This window comes from Candidatus Roizmanbacteria bacterium, assembly GCA_016700135.1.
Classification (GTDB): domain Bacteria; phylum Patescibacteriota; class Microgenomatia; order UBA1406; family GWC2-37-13; genus UBA1450.
This window is the reverse complement of the sequence record CP065004.1, coordinates 1433572-1448136: the sequence shown is the minus strand read 5'-3', so window position 1 is coordinate 1448136 and position 14565 is coordinate 1433572. Positions and strand designations below refer to the sequence as shown.

General features: G+C 42.3%; 14 protein-coding genes. 7 read left to right on the top strand and 7 right to left on the bottom strand.

Translation table 11 applies throughout. The features are described from left to right. Window positions 1-36 precede the first annotated feature (36 nt). A complete protein-coding gene (locus tag IPM65_07665; GenBank protein ID QQS43981.1) occupies window positions 37-711 on the top strand; it encodes an IS1595 family transposase in 675 nt (224 codons plus the stop codon). Window positions 712-714: 3 nt separating this feature from the next. On the opposite strand, the gene IPM65_07660 is transcribed toward IPM65_07665, so the two are convergent. Together IPM65_07660 and IPM65_07655 are read right to left on the bottom strand one after the other, a co-directional pair. Further along, window positions 715-951 carry a hypothetical protein gene (locus IPM65_07660; GenBank protein QQS43980.1) on the bottom strand — a complete coding sequence of 79 codons (237 nt, stop codon included), beginning with the start codon at window positions 949-951 and terminating at the stop codon, window positions 715-717. A gap of 98 nt (window positions 952-1049) precedes the next feature. Then, complete coding sequence (locus tag IPM65_07655) at window positions 1050-2342, bottom strand: radical SAM protein (protein ID QQS43979.1); 1293 nt, start codon at window positions 2340-2342, stop codon at window positions 1050-1052. An 89-nt stretch (window positions 2343-2431) separates the two neighbouring features. Here IPM65_07655 and IPM65_07650 point away from each other — a divergent pair, with 89 nt between their 5' ends. Next, window positions 2432-2764 (top strand): hypothetical protein, encoded by a 333-nt coding sequence (locus IPM65_07650; GenBank protein QQS43978.1) that lies wholly within the window; start codon window positions 2432-2434, stop codon window positions 2762-2764. A 145-nt stretch (window positions 2765-2909) separates the two neighbouring features. On the opposite strand, the gene coaBC is transcribed toward IPM65_07650, so the two are convergent. From coaBC to IPM65_07630, 4 genes are read right to left on the bottom strand one after another with little or no spacing between them, the layout of a single operon-like run. After that, on the bottom strand, window positions 2910-4109 hold the full coding sequence (gene coaBC / locus IPM65_07645; GenBank protein QQS43977.1) for a bifunctional phosphopantothenoylcysteine decarboxylase/phosphopantothenate--cysteine ligase CoaBC: 1200 nt from the start codon (window positions 4107-4109) through the stop codon (window positions 2910-2912). Then, complete coding sequence (locus IPM65_07640; GenBank protein QQS43976.1) at window positions 4106-5185, bottom strand: undecaprenyl/decaprenyl-phosphate alpha-N-acetylglucosaminyl 1-phosphate transferase; 1080 nt, start codon at window positions 5183-5185, stop codon at window positions 4106-4108. Before IPM65_07640 ends, coaBC begins: the two co-directional genes overlap by 4 nt. Beyond that, entirely contained in the window at window positions 5185-5490 is a 306-nt protein-coding gene (locus IPM65_07635) for a hypothetical protein (protein ID QQS43975.1), read from the bottom strand. Before IPM65_07635 ends, IPM65_07640 begins: the two co-directional genes overlap by 1 nt. Before the next feature lie 43 nt (window positions 5491-5533). Continuing rightward, window positions 5534-6865 (bottom strand): serine hydroxymethyltransferase, encoded by a 1332-nt coding sequence (locus tag IPM65_07630; protein ID QQS43974.1) that lies wholly within the window; start codon window positions 6863-6865, stop codon window positions 5534-5536. A gap of 221 nt (window positions 6866-7086) precedes the next feature. Between IPM65_07630 and IPM65_07625 the strand changes: the two genes are divergently transcribed. The 5 genes from IPM65_07625 (at window position 7087) to IPM65_07605 (ending at window position 11312) form a co-directional block, all read left to right on the top strand. Further along, window positions 7087-8031 (top strand): hypothetical protein, encoded by a 945-nt coding sequence (locus IPM65_07625; protein ID QQS43973.1) that lies wholly within the window; start codon window positions 7087-7089, stop codon window positions 8029-8031. A 10-nt stretch (window positions 8032-8041) separates the two neighbouring features. Beyond that, window positions 8042-9424, top strand: coding sequence for a hypothetical protein (locus tag IPM65_07620; protein ID QQS43972.1), 1383 nt, complete (start codon window positions 8042-8044; stop codon window positions 9422-9424). A 21-nt stretch (window positions 9425-9445) separates the two neighbouring features. Further along, window positions 9446-10120 carry a queuosine precursor transporter gene (locus IPM65_07615; GenBank protein QQS43971.1) on the top strand — a complete coding sequence of 225 codons (675 nt, stop codon included), beginning with the start codon at window positions 9446-9448 and terminating at the stop codon, window positions 10118-10120. A gap of 84 nt (window positions 10121-10204) precedes the next feature. Further along, complete coding sequence (locus IPM65_07610) at window positions 10205-10495, top strand: GIY-YIG nuclease family protein (protein QQS43970.1); 291 nt, start codon at window positions 10205-10207, stop codon at window positions 10493-10495. Window positions 10496-10592: 97 nt separating this feature from the next. Further along, window positions 10593-11312: a RibD family protein gene (locus IPM65_07605; protein QQS43969.1), complete on the top strand. Its 720-nt coding sequence runs from the start codon at window positions 10593-10595 to the stop codon at window positions 11310-11312. A gap of 111 nt (window positions 11313-11423) precedes the next feature. Here IPM65_07605 and IPM65_07600 read toward each other — a convergent pair whose 3' ends face one another. Beyond that, the gene (locus IPM65_07600) at window positions 11424-14453 is read right to left on the bottom strand and encodes an ATP-dependent helicase (GenBank protein QQS43968.1); all 3030 of its coding nucleotides are present in this window, start codon (window positions 14451-14453) and stop codon (window positions 11424-11426) included. Window positions 14454-14565 lie beyond the last annotated feature (112 nt).

Genomic DNA, 14565 nt, shown 5'->3' with positions numbered 1-14565 from the left:
GGCTCTAGACTAGCAGAGTAGTGCTAAACTAGAGGTATGGTTTGTAACAATAGGCCGATATCAAAATACAAGAGAAAAAAGATACTATGGTGTTTTGCACACGATCTGAGTGCTACACAGACCTCTGGTATTTTGGGTCTCAACCGCAATACAGTCAACAAATATTACAATAATATTCGTCAACTCATATATCATCACCAAGTGCACCAGATGCAACGATATGTTGGTGGTGAGATAGAAATTGATGAATCATACTTTGGACCTCGAAGGATGAGAGGCAAGTCAAGTAAAAGAGGTCGTGGGACGTCATTTAAGCAGGTAGTATTTGGGATATATGAGCGTCAAGGACGTGTATTTACTCGTATCATTCCAAACTGTAAAAGAAGAACGCTACATGCTGTTATGAAGGGAAAGATTGACTTGAACAGTACTGTATATTCAGATTCGTGGAGCGGATACAACGGACTTGTTGATGTCGGGTATGACAAACATTTGAGAATCAATCACAAGAAAAATGAGTTCTCAAATACAAAAGGGGTCCATATCAATGGCATAGAGTCATTCTGGTCCTTTTGTAAAAGACGTCTCGTTAAGTTCAATGGTGTAAAGAAAAACTTTCCATTACACTTGAAAGAGTGTGAATGGAGATGGAGCAAATCCCCATCGATCCTTTACAATGAACTATTACAAATTGTTAATGTGCTAGTCTAGAGCCTAAATAATATATATGTAGTAACTGATCGTTCCGATTACTGCGATAAATCCTCCTTTTCTCCCGTCATGGAAAGAAAAATATATGATTAAGAACAAAAACACAAAGATAGCAGTAGAACCGACAGCTTCAGGATCCTGCAGAAGTACAACAGCATACAGTTCATTTAAGACAGCTGCGACAGCAAGTGTCACCAAGGGAAAAATAAAAGAATACTCACGTATACCTAAGCGTTTCATTGGGTTTATGTAGGAAAGAAGGTGCATCATAACAGCTATGATAACCCTATCATGCTTGAATTGGGTGAAGGTTTTGTAAGAATTCAGTTCAGAGTAAATCAATATCCGTTGATTATCCTTTCAAGTTTTTTCCAGCGGTCCTTCTTGACTGCATGAGGTACATCGTCCGTCATTACTTTGGTGGCTGCCGTCATAGGCCGTTCTGAGTACATCGCAAGATATGCTTTTTCAAATCCGACTTTTTCAGCCAATTTGACGGTGTTTGCAAACTCTTCATCCGTTTCACCGCAGAATCCGACGATTATGTCGGTTGTGAATTTGATCTCAGGAACTTTCGTGCGAAGCTTTTCGATAATGTTGAGATAGTCATCTGCCGTGTACCATCGGTTCATGCGCTTGAGCACATTATCATCTCCTGACTGGACGGGCAGATGAATGGTTCGAGTAATGTTCGGGTACTTTGCAATCATGTCGATAAGTTCATCAGAAAAATCCCACGGGTTCGAAGAGACGAAATCGACGGTCTCAAAATCCATGCGGGCAATATCCTCAAGAAGATAGGGGAACAGTGTGGGTATACGCATTTTACCGAGGTGTTTCACATATACAGGTTCGACATTGCGACCGTTGTAAGTAAATTTAGCACGGATTGAGGTTATGGAAAAATCTTTGTCATTTTGGGGTGAAACCGAAGAATCCATTTTGTGTGTTGGACCCTTCACTTTCGCTTCGGTCTGGTTTAGGATGACCGAAGAAGGGTCAAAATATGTTTTTTCAATATCGCGCATGACCTGCACATTTTCTTTTCCGAGAATAAGATCCGCACCGTATGAGTTAACATTCTGACCGAGAAGAGTAACCTTCTTGTAACCGCGGGCTTTCAGATGGAGACATTCTTCAATGATATCTTCATAAGGACGGCTGATCTCACGGCCTCTGGTAAAGGGTACGATACAAAATGTACAAAAGTTATTGCAGCCGTTGGAGATCGGGACCCATGCCTGATGATGATCCTGACGGACCGGCTCACTGTCGAATCCGACCTCTTCAATCGGCATGAATTCATCTGCATTGGGCATGGCTTTTCTGATCTTTGAAAGGAATTTTCCGGTTTTGTCACGGAATGCGATGCCGACCATACATCCTGTCACAATAATCTTAAAAAGCTCATTATTTTTTGATTTCTGTGCTTTGATTGTGCCCAGGTTGTTTACCAGTCCGTAGACCCGGTTTTCCGCGGATTCACGGACCATGCAGGTGTTGATGATGACGTAGTTAGCATCTTCATAGTCGCGGGCCTCGGTAAATCCCCTTGCGGCAAAAGCCTGGGCTATGCGCTCCGAATCAGCAACATTCTGCTGACAGCCGAATGTTTTAACAAAATATTTCATGGGACTTATATTATACCTTGTCACTTGTAAAGATAGTTTTCAAGTTCTTTTCATATGGTATTATTACCGTGTTACTATTCAAAAAAAATATGTACTCACTTTCACTTACAGAAGACGAATTACTTTTTATTCTTGTTCTTTACGGCGTTACGGACGATGAAAAGTTTAGAGACTACGGGTTATCTCCGACAGACACCACGGCTGAACGGCTGAAAAAGGGCGAAGAAAGTCTGCGCACACGTGAGATTGTCACAGGAGAAGAAGGAGTCCCGTATCTCAATGATGAAGCGACTGCATTGGTGGGCACAACAATTGTTAATGATGCCCGGGAACATGTGTATACTGACGACGAAACCGGTTTATCGGTACGTTTCACTCACGAAGAAGGTATGTATCTTTTTAAAGGAACGCTCGAGGAATAAATCAAGTCTTTATACGTGCTGGTAACCAAAAATTTGTTCAGAAGTGAACTCGCCTATTCCTGTCAGCTCGAACATCCACTTCATTCACAAATTTAGATTTCTGCGCACGAAAGGAAAAATTTGTTCAGTGCTGCTTTTAGTCTTATTACAGAAGTTTTTTCAGCAGTTCCTCAGCGATGTGGATCTTACTCGCTTTTTCAAGTTTTGTAATTTTTCTATCAGGAGTTACGACGTAGACTTCATTCTCGTTTGACTCAAATCCGATATCATGACGGCTGACGTCATTGACGATCACGGTGTCGGCATGAGCATTTTCGAAGAGTTTTGTAGCTTGTTTTTGAATTTCATCTTCATTGCTTGAAGTAATTGCTTTGAAACCGATAAGCGTGATCTTGGGATTCCATTTCTTGACCTTATTTATGATTTTCGGTGTAGGCCTCAGTTCGACATTAATATCTTCCGTACTTTCTATTTTCCCTTTGTATCTCTCGGCCGTAAAATCGGATACTGCTGCAGTATGGAACATAATATCAGCATCCTTGACTTCCTTTTCAATGATCTCTGCAAGTTCCTGAGTGCTGTGGAATACTATTGATCTGATCGGAAGATGAGATTTTACTGATTGTTCGGAGTGTATGAATGTCACATCGGCGCCGTATCGATAGCAAATCTCTGCCAGAGCTTTCCCCATCTTTCCAGAGCCGCGATTCGTTATCACCCTGACATCATCAATCGGCTCGATTGTTCCTCCTCCAGTGACAAGTACTTTTTTCCCCCTGAGTTTTTGTGTACGGTTGAGGACAAGATCAATCTCATGAGCAATATCTTTTGGTTCCTGCAGTCTTCCGATTCCTTCCGTACCGCACGCAAGTGAACCAGAAGCAGGAGAAAAGACTTCATAGCCGAACGATTCAAGCCTCCTCAGATTGTGCTGTGTCGCCGGATGATACCACATGACGTCATTCATCGAAGGGCAGATCAGAACAGGAGAGCTGGTTGCAAGAAGAGAAGTTGTCAGAAAATCATCAGCGATCCCGCTTGCCATTTTGGCTATGATATTGGCAGTTGCCGGTGCTATGACAAAAACATCTGCGTGTTTTGCAAGCTCAATATGATCGACCTTCCGGCTTTTCAGCACCCGTTCATACGAAAAATTATCTTCAAAAAGATTGATATAGACCTGTCTTCCCGTCATCTCCTCAATTTTCCCGGGAGAGATCATGTACGATGCCTTTTGTGTCATCATCACATCAACTGCATGATTCTTTTTCAAAAGTATCTCGATCAGATCAACGATTTTGTATGCGGCAATTCCGGATGAAATACCGACAACGATGTTACTCATAGCTGTTTGTATTGTGCATTCAACTTTTTCATACGGTCAATAACAATGATAAAAACAACCAGGACAATCCCGACAGTTATAAACGCTATAAATTTTTCAATTCCGGACAGAAAAAGACTGGTAATGCCGAGAATAAGCGAAATAGTCCAATAAAAGACCGCAATACGACGCTTTCCCCAGCCGATCTCAATGAGGCGGTGATGAAAGTGACCCCAATCGGCCCTGAAGGGAGATTTTTTATGACGCAGCCGTCTGATAATAGTGTAAACAGCATCAATCATCGGAATAGCAAGTACCAGAATTGCAGTTCCTACTTTCCCGAATGAAAGAATCGAAAGTACTCCCAGCAAAAATCCAGCCATGGAACCGCCGCCGTACCCGGGCATTATCCGCTGCGGGAAAAAGTTGAACGGCAAAAAGCCGAGATATGCACCTGATACGATGAATGAAAGAATCATAACCGTTTCTGCCCTGATGTCATGGCCGACAAATCTCTGCGATAAAATTCCGAGAAAAAGCGCCGTTATTGCTACAAAACCGGGAAGCTGTCCGTCTACTCCCTTACTCCAGTTGACCATATTCATCATCCATGAAAGCCAGACAACAGCAAGAATATCAGCCAAAATCAGAATATTCCGCACACCGAAAAAATCAAACGTAAGTTTCCATATATTGAGCTGGATGACATCCCCGAAAGGATTGGAGATGAAAGGAATACCCAATCCGAAACCAACAACCATTGTAGAAATTGTCAGATTCATAATAAACCTCAGATACGGGGAGACATCGTATTTGTCATCAAGTAATCCGAGGATAAGCAGGAACGCATTTGCAATCAATATCCCGGAAACTATTTTATTCATCGGTAGAAAAATAAGACTGCACACGAGAAGGGAGATGAAAATCGGAATTCCGCCTCCGCGGGGAATAATGCCGGTATGGGTGTGTGCTGGATGGGTGCGGGTCGAGACGTCGGTCATCAATTTGTATTTTTTTGCCACCCGGATGGCAAACGGTGTCGTAAGGTACGATATAAGTGCAGAGGCGCCGATAATAATAACTGCGGTGGTAAACATCAGGTGATGAGAAACAGGATCTTCAAAAAGACTCCCGTAAAACTAAGAATAAAAAATGCATTGGCGACATTCATGAGTTTCTTAAGTTGCGGAGCATCCGAAAAGAACCTGTTTGATACGGCAGAATTCAGGAAAAAGATACCGTGCATCAGAACAGGCAACAGGAATATATACCATTTATCGGCAATTTGTGCTTCTCCCCAGGGTTTGGAGTAGAAAATCGGAAGCTGTTCCGGGAGGAACCGATACACCCATGCGAATGCCGCTGCCATAACTATATCTGCGGCAATCAGTAGCTTAATCATGAGTATATTATACTAGGTACCAGGTACAACCTGCACTGGTTTTTTACGGTATATCAAACCCTACTGCCATCTGCTCGACCTCTTTTTTCAGCTTTTTGAGTTTAGAATGTGCGTTGATTTCTTCCCGAAAAGTTTTCAAATACGGAAGTCTTTTTTCTTTTGTATCAGGCAATCGGTACTTTTTGGTGATTTCGAGGACTTGCAGCATTATGTTTCCGATAAACTGCATATCCTTTTCTTTCATTCCCCGTGTTGTTGCAGCAGGGGTACCCATTCTAATACCTGACGGATAAAAGGGTGAGCTTTGTTCACCTGGTACGGTATTCTTATTCATGGTCAAACCTACAGCATCCAAAGCATATTCGGCAAAATACCCTGCTCCGGCTCCGTGAGTTTTTGTCAGATCAGCGAGAATAAGATGATTCTCGGATCCTTCGCCGACAAGATTGATACCGCCTGATTTCAATGTTTTCGCGAGAGCTTGAGCGTTTTTGACGATCTGCGCCGCATATTTTTTAAAATCTGGTTGAGATGCTTCATAAAGGGCGACAGCAATGGCTGCAGTTTGATTGTCATGAGGACCTCCCTGAAGACCCGGGAATACTGCTTTATTGATCTTCTGGGGCAGCTCAGGATCTTTTTCAAGCCCTTTTTTTGTCACCATTATGATGCCTCCGCGGGGTCCGCGAAGTGTTTTGTGTGTTGTTGTTGTGACGATGTGGACATGCGGAACTGGACTGGGATGCTGCCCGCCTGCCACCAGGCCGGCGATGTGTGCAATATCGGCCGCAAGATAGGCACCTACTTCGTCGGCGATTTCGGCAAACCGCTCAAAAGGAATTTGCAGCGGATAGGCTGATGCTCCGACCCAGATAAGTTTCGGCTTATGCTCAAGTGCCAGTTTTCGGATAGCGGCAAAATCAAAGAGCCCGTCTTTCTCACGTTTCTCTTGCAGAACACCATACTGGACGCTGTTAAAATAAGTGGCGCTGAAAGATACGTGTGCGCCGTGGGTGAGATGTCCGCCCGTCACAAGTGCCTGTCCCATGATTGTGTCACCCGGCTGACAAGTTGCCATATAGACTGCGAAGTTGGCAGGTGAGCCTGAATATGGCTGAACGTTGGCATATTCGACACCGAATAATTTTTTAGCCCGTTCCTGAGCAATAAGCTCAACCTCGTCAACATTTTCATTGCCGCCGTAGTAGCGCTTTTTCGGATAGCCTTCGGAGTATTTATTTACAAATGATGATGAAAGCGGTTTGCGGACATGCTCTGAGGCATAATTTTCAGACGGAATGAGTTCGATTCCCGTTTTTTGACGGTAGTTTTCTTTTTCGATAAGCTCGTAAATCTGTTTATCTTGGTGTGCCATAGGAGTAAAAATAAATTATCAATAATGAAGGTTGGTTGTAGAAAGATTTGTTACACCATGGGTTTGGAATAATTTGGAAAAAATATTCTGAATAAAGGGTATCAAAACTGTTCAAATAATACAACTTGATTTTTCAGCATTTATCTTATAGTATTGGTAACTCCGCTCAAAATAAGAATAAATATAATGACAATCGGTCAGTTTTAAATTGTATGATTACTATGAAAAAATTGAATATCCATATTCTCAAACACGACAAAGTGGGACGTGTCGAACAATGTATTATCAGAACTGCCACAAAACGCGGGCACAGTGTCAGGATTATCGATCCGAGGCGGGTGCTGTACGGCAAAAAAATGACGAAAAGAGAAACACCTGATGTCATTTTGGCAAGACCGGAATTGTCGTCACTGTCAGAGCCGATTTTTGCGGCATATCTGACATACCTGACCGAATACCAAAACAAAAATGTTCCCATTTTAAACGGTTTACACTACATCATTATGGGACAGGACAAATACCTAACCCACCTGCAGGTAGAAAAATATTTCAGAGAGAATAATATTAAAACGGACATAAACCCGGAAACATGTGTCGCTTTTGACAAAAATATTGCAGAATCGAAGGCAATGAAAATGATCCAAAAGGACGGAAGCTGTGTAATCAAAAAACCGGATTCCGGCCGCGGAGAAGGAGTATTTCATGTCACCAATGAGCGTGAACTCAGACTTCTTCTTCATTCCTTCTCCAATGAAGAACCGATCATGATCCAAAAAACCATAGAAAAAGAAAAGAAACTGAAAAACCGATATAGGGATATCCGTATTATCGTATCCCGTGACGCAAAGACGGGTGAGCCGATAGTAGAGAAAGCCTATTATCGCAATGCACCGCAGCATTCCTTTCTGACAAATCTCAGCAGGGGAGGGTCAATCACAAAATATGATAGTATTGATACACGACTTGTTCAGTATGCAAAATGCGTACTTGATGCGGTGCAAGGAGATCTTGCAGGTATTGACTTTGTGAGGGATGTGAAAGGCAATTATTACTTTGAAGAAGTAAATATTGCTTTTGAAGTATCACCGCAGTCCGAGAAAATTATCGGAAAGAAAGTATGGGCAAATGTTGTTGATCTTATTGAAGCTAGAGGCAATGTAAGTTAAGTATCTGACGATGAAGTTTACCTCACTCACGAAAGCACAGGATTATCTTTTTTCTTTCAGAAAGTCAAACTCTGAGCAGAAGTCGGCTGACTTCAGTTTTCAGAGAGTCGTTCAGCTGGCAAAACTTATGGGTGATCCTCAAAACAAGATTAGAGTCATCCATGTTGCTGGCACTTCAGGAAAGGGTTCAACTGTCGCCATCATCAGCCGTTTGCTACAGGGACACGGGATGAAAGTAGGCGTCAGTATTTCTCCTCATCTGTATGATATCCGTGAGCGTGCATCGATCAACCAGCAGTTACTTCCCGAAAAGACATTCCTTCAGTACATAAATGAAATGATTCCGGCCATACATCAAATGGCAGATACTGAGTACGGGAATCCTTCATTTTTTGAAATTATGATTGTGCTTGCTTACTATATTTTTTTCAAAGAAGGAGCGGATTATGCAGTCATGGAAACCGGGGCTGGCGGTCGTGTTGATGCCACCAATGTTGCAAACAGTAAAAACAAGATCGCAGTCATCAGTAAAATCGGTCTGGATCATATTGATATTCTGGGGAAAACACTGAAAGCGATTGCAGGTCAGAAAGCAGATATTATTCATAAAGGAAATATTGCCGTGAGTATCAAACAGCGGCCGACAGCACAGAAAGTTGTGGAAGAGCGGGTACGAAATATGGATGCACAGTTCAGTACGGTGATACCCGGGGAGACATTCAGAAACATTAAGACCAAGAACGGCCAACTTATGTTTGATTATCACTATAAGACCGTTCACTGGAAGAACATTGTTCTTTCACTAAACGGATTATTTCAGGTAGAGAATGCAAGCCTGGCGTTATCTGCCGTACATGAGACTTCAGTACGTGACGGATTTGCACTTGATGAGCGGATTGTTCGTGAAGTCCTCAATTCGGTTCGTACACCGGGTCGATTCGATGAGGTAGTCATTGAGGGGAAAAGAATTATTATTGACGGAGCGCATAATCCCCAGAAAATGTCCGCATTTATCCGCAGTCTGAAAAAGAAACACCCCAACACTAAATTCGATTTTCTGATTGCGTTCAAACACGGCAAAGACTACCTTTCAATGTTGAAATACATTATTCCTATCATAGACACTGTGTATGTGACGAGATTTGATTTCAGTGAGCAAGTCCTGCCGATGGAAGGGGAGCCTGCGGAAAATATCGAACTTATGCTTTCAAGAAAATATCATGTCGGAAACATTCAGAAAATAGTTCCTGTGATTGATGCATTTCATCAGGCACGAAAAAAACCAAATACCATGTTGGTCATTACGGGTTCACTCTATTTGATAGCGGAACTGTATCGGCAAATTCACACGCTTATTGAACAAAATGAAGAAAACATACAGAAGACTGTATGACTTCGTGATATAATCGCTTTTATGTTCAACATTCAAAAAATGGATCTTCTGGTTGGAGTATACATTTTCGGGATTATCGTTTCGGAACTGATGGGTGCCAAAACATTTCCTCTTGTGACTTTCGGGACGTATACTTTGAATGCCAGTGTTGCAATATTCCTTCTTCCGTTGTTGTTTACCATCAATGACGTTGTTATTGAAGTATACGGAGCGGAGCGCGCACGGAGTATTGTCCGAACGGGTCTCACGATGATCGTTCTGTTGATGCTCTTTATCGTTCTTTCGATCTCTCTTCCCCCTTCCGGCAGATTTGCGGAGAGTGAAGCGGCCTATGATTCTGTTTTCGGAAAATCATTACGTATTACCATCGCAAGTCTGACTGCGTTTGCAGTTGCCGACTTTCTGGATATTGCGATTTTCAGCAAAATCAGAAAGAGAATGGGAAAAAGTAAGTTATGGCTGAGGAACAATGCTTCGAACTTTATTGCACAGTTTATTGATACTGCGCTCTTTATGACCTTGGCATTTTATTCTCTGGATCGCGGATTTGATGAGAATGTTTCCTTCTTGTTCAGTTTGATTCTGCCGTACTGGCTTCTTAAATGTTCGATGTCCGTCATTGAGACACCTCTTGTCTATATCGGTGTGAACTGGCTGAAAAAGGATGCAAAAAAATCGAAGGTGATTGTGAACTAAGGGAGAAGTTAATGTTTATAATCCGCTTGAAATTCTTTACAGGTGCATTGTCATCCCAGGCTTGACCTGGGATCCAGCACAATAATGGGAACATATTTTGTATACATATTGGCAAGTCAACGCAACGGAACACTTTATATTGGAGTTACTTCTGATCTGATTAAACGTACTTGGGAACATAGAAATAAAATAGTGAAAGGATTTACTGCTCAGTATAACGTACATATTCTCGTTTATTATGAAGTATTTAATGATGTAAATCGAGCTTTAAGGCGTGAAAAACAGTTAAAAGCTTGGAAAAGAGCCTGGAAATTAGAGCTAATCGAGTCGAAAAATCCGCAATGGAATGATCTTTATAAAGAAATGATAAAATAAAACTGGATCCTGAATCAAGTTCAGGATGACAGTTATAATATATTTAATTTACTTGTCTGTTATCCCAGGCTTGACCTGGGAACCAGTAAAAAACAACATGACACGTCAACCATTTGATTTTCAAAAACCCGCAAACCGGCCGTATATGTTCACCAGTTTTGTATCGAGTATCGACGGGAAGATTATCGTAAAAGAGAAAGGATACTGGCCGATCGGATCAAAAAAGGATTACGAATATTTTACCTATCTGAGAGCTCATGCCGATGCGATCGTGGATGCAAAAAATACCGCGATGCAATTCGGAAAATACACGATCCGTACGATCAATGATGAGATGTATCAGGGATTCAGGAAAGAGATCGGCAAAGAAGGTGTTCCTGAGTTTATCATTCTGACAACCTCCCCTGATGAAGAGTTGGCATCGAAACTTGCAAACGATCACGGATATAAACCGACGATTTTGACGAATTCATCTACAGAAATTACCGGTGAAGTAAGTCAGGCATTTAATGTTGAAAAGGTCACAGAAGGCGCAGGGCATGTACAGATTGCAGATCTTATCCGTTATCTCAACTCAAAAGGTCATCAAAACGTATTCATTGACGGCGGCCCGACACTGATCGCGCAGTTACTTCAAGAGAATGTACTCGACGAAGTCCATCTCACAATTGCACCGAAGATCTTCGGATCGCTACCGGGAAAAACTCTCACGATGACTGAAGGAATTTTGTTCCCTTCCGATGCAGTGCCTCAGTTTGAACTTCTGAATGTCGAGAAACTGGATGATGAAGTAGTGTTGAGGTATAGAAGATCCTGAAACCCGTCCAAAAAACGATGAGCCTTTGGCTCAAAGTTCAGGATTACACTGGATCCCGGATCAAGTCCGGGATGACAACGAAGTACGTTTGCGTAACACTCATTATTACTTTCACTGCCAGGCTTCGCAGATCATTCTGAAATCACACCGTGCACACCACGGACCGGTACGTGCCGGGAACTCTCCCATGCGGATTTTATCAGCAATCTCTCTGACTTTCAGCTTCACATCGTGAATATCTTCTTCGTTTCTTGTAACCGTTACCTTTTCACGATGGGCGAGATAGTAGAAGGAAAGGTTAATTTTTTCAATCGGTTTGCGATACAATCCGTAGTCATTTGCAGCCATTGCATATATGGCAAGCTGCATATCTTTCCTGAGTTTCTTTTCATCAGGCATGTTGCCGGTTTTGTAGTCGATGATCTCGATCGCTCCGTCAGCCTTTTCATCCACCCGATCAATTTTTCCGGTAAGACATACATCACTTCCTACTTTGATTTTGAAGAGTTTCTCCAGATCTTTGACTGCAATCTCAGGAGTATGAAAAGAATGAAAATAGTTTTCGAGCATCTGACGTGCTTCTTCTTTTTGTTTCGTCTGTTCCTCCCGGGAGGTATAGCCGACCGGGATCCAGGAAGATTCAAGCAGATTCAGAAGATGTGTGAGCCCGACTTCATTGTCTTTCGTAAACAACTGATAGAACTTCTGCAGAGCGTTGTGCACAGAGCTTCCGAATGAAGCCGCACCGTGGGGTCCTGTCGGGATTTTCAGTACGTACTGATATTTGTATTTCAGGGGACAGAGTTCATAGGTACTGATCTGGCTGTATGAAAGATTTTTAACCTCGGTCGGGATTGGTATCGGAGGATCTTCTTCCTTTTTCTTAAAATCAAAAATGGATAGCTGTTCTTTTTGTTCGGATTGCTTTGCGGATTTGCCGGTGACTTTTTCGGCACCGATTGTTTCGGCTACAAACGGCGATATGCGTTGTTTCCGTACTCCTTCACCGTATATTTCAGAAGCGGACAAAAAGAGCCTGTCTTTTGCACGGGTGATCCCCACATAAAACAGCCGCCTTTCTTCCTGAATATGATAATCTCCGCTCGGCATTGTCTCCTTTATCAGAGCATCAGGTATCGGAATCTGTTCCCGTCTGCGGCGGGTAGGAAAACGGCCGTTTATAAGATTCGGGAGAAAAACGACAGGAAACTCCAAACCTTTTGCACCGTGCACCGTGAGAATATTTACAGCATTCGTCTGAACCGCATCAGACTCGGATGCCAAAGGAGATTCACCCATCTCCAGACTCATATTGATATACTCGACTGCGGCAAAAACCGAACTGTCTTCAATTTCATTCTCCATACTTTTTAGTTTCTGGAAAAACTTCGTTATGTTCAATGTTCTTCGCTGATCATACTCATTTTCAGGATTGCTGAGTTTCTTGAGGTATTCGGTATCTTCCAGGAACTGGAACACGATCTCACCGGCTGAATCCTTGCGGAGTCGGGTGAGATGCTTTTTTATCATGGAGATTATCTGGATTAGTTTCTCTTTTGTTTCTTCTTTTACGAGCGGTAAATGTTCGCGATAAACTTCAAACTCCTCTCTCCACCAATCTTCATGGAAAAAGGAAAGTGCCACTTCAAGTGACTGGAAAAGAGAAAGGGAAATTTTTTTCGCAAAGGAGAGATAGAGAACCAGGTCCTGTTCATCAATTCCGAAATGATCCATGGAAAGAACGCGGTATAGTGAAACTGTATCATTCAGATCAGCGAGAACTTGCAGATAAGCGATCAGATCTTTGACCTCAGGTTGCTTAAATAACGTTCCCGGCCCTAAAAACTGAAAGGGAATACCTTCACGCTTCAAGGCATTGATGATCGGATCGCTGTGATTGTTCGCTCTTACCAAAATTGCAAAATCCTGGAAGGTATAGGTTTTATCCTGCAAGTAACCGGCGATACACTCTGCAATCCAATCCGCTTCCTGATCACCGTGTGCAAACAACTCAAACTGTACGGCTTCTTTTATATTTTTTTTATGTCCGACCAGCTCTTTTGAGATACCCAATTTACTTTCAAGGGTATCGGGATTATTGTTTTGGATGAGATTATAGGCATGATCAAGTATGGTTTGATTGGATCGGTAATTATCTACAAGACTTATCTGCTTTGCCTGCGGATAGTCCTCCATGAAGGTCATAATGTTGGAGACAGATGCTCCGCGGAATTTATAGATTGCCTGAGAATCATCTCCGACGACGGTCAAATTCGGATTGGTTTTTATGGGACAGAGGAGCTTTATGAGTTCGTACTGTGCGATATTCGTATCCTGGAATTCGTCAACCAATACATACTTAAATTTGTTTTGATACTGCTTTAAAACATTCGGTCTTTCCCGGAAAAGTTTGATCAGATAATAAATAAGATCGTCAAAATCCATGACGTCATGTTCGATTTTGAGCTTTTGATAGGTAGCGTATGCATCGGAAAGTTCCTGGTATTGCTGGATTTCTTCAGTGCTTATATTTTGTTCCGTTGTCATCCCAGGCATGACCAGGGATCCAGTTTTTTTGTTCCTGGATTCCGGATCATCCGCCAGCCGGCGGACGGAATGAGAATATTTCGAAAGTTTTTTTACCCACTTACTATACTCCTCAGGAGAAATATCTTCATCATGAAGCCTGGAGAAATGCTGCAGCAGCCCTTCGACAAATTTTGTGGGATTGCTGACAGGACGGTAGTATTTGAGATTGAGGTGAAAGAGATTTTTTTTGAGAAAGAGGATTGACTGTGCCTGAGTCATCAGATCATAACCTGGATTAAGTCCGAGATGATAAATATCGTCGCGCAGGATTTCGTCTGCAAACTTGTGAAATGTCGAGATCCACATCTGAAAATATCCGTACGGCATGGCACGGTCTACACGTTCTTCCATTTCATAGGCCGCTTTGTCGGTGAAAGTCAGGCAAAGAATTTCCTCAGGCTTTGCATGGTCATTCTTGATGAGATACTTGATTTTTTCGACGAGTGTAGTCGTTTTGCCGGTACCGGCTCCGGCCACAATAAGAAGCGGTCCTTTGTGGTATTCGACAGCCTGCTGTTGCGATGTATTCAGTTTTACCGAGTCGGTTGCCATAGTGGTCACATTGTAGCACTAGAGTTCGGATAAATACAGACCCTCTTTATATATACATATATTAAAAAGGATTCATTTTTCTCTGAATAAGTTACGAAAGATATGGCACTCA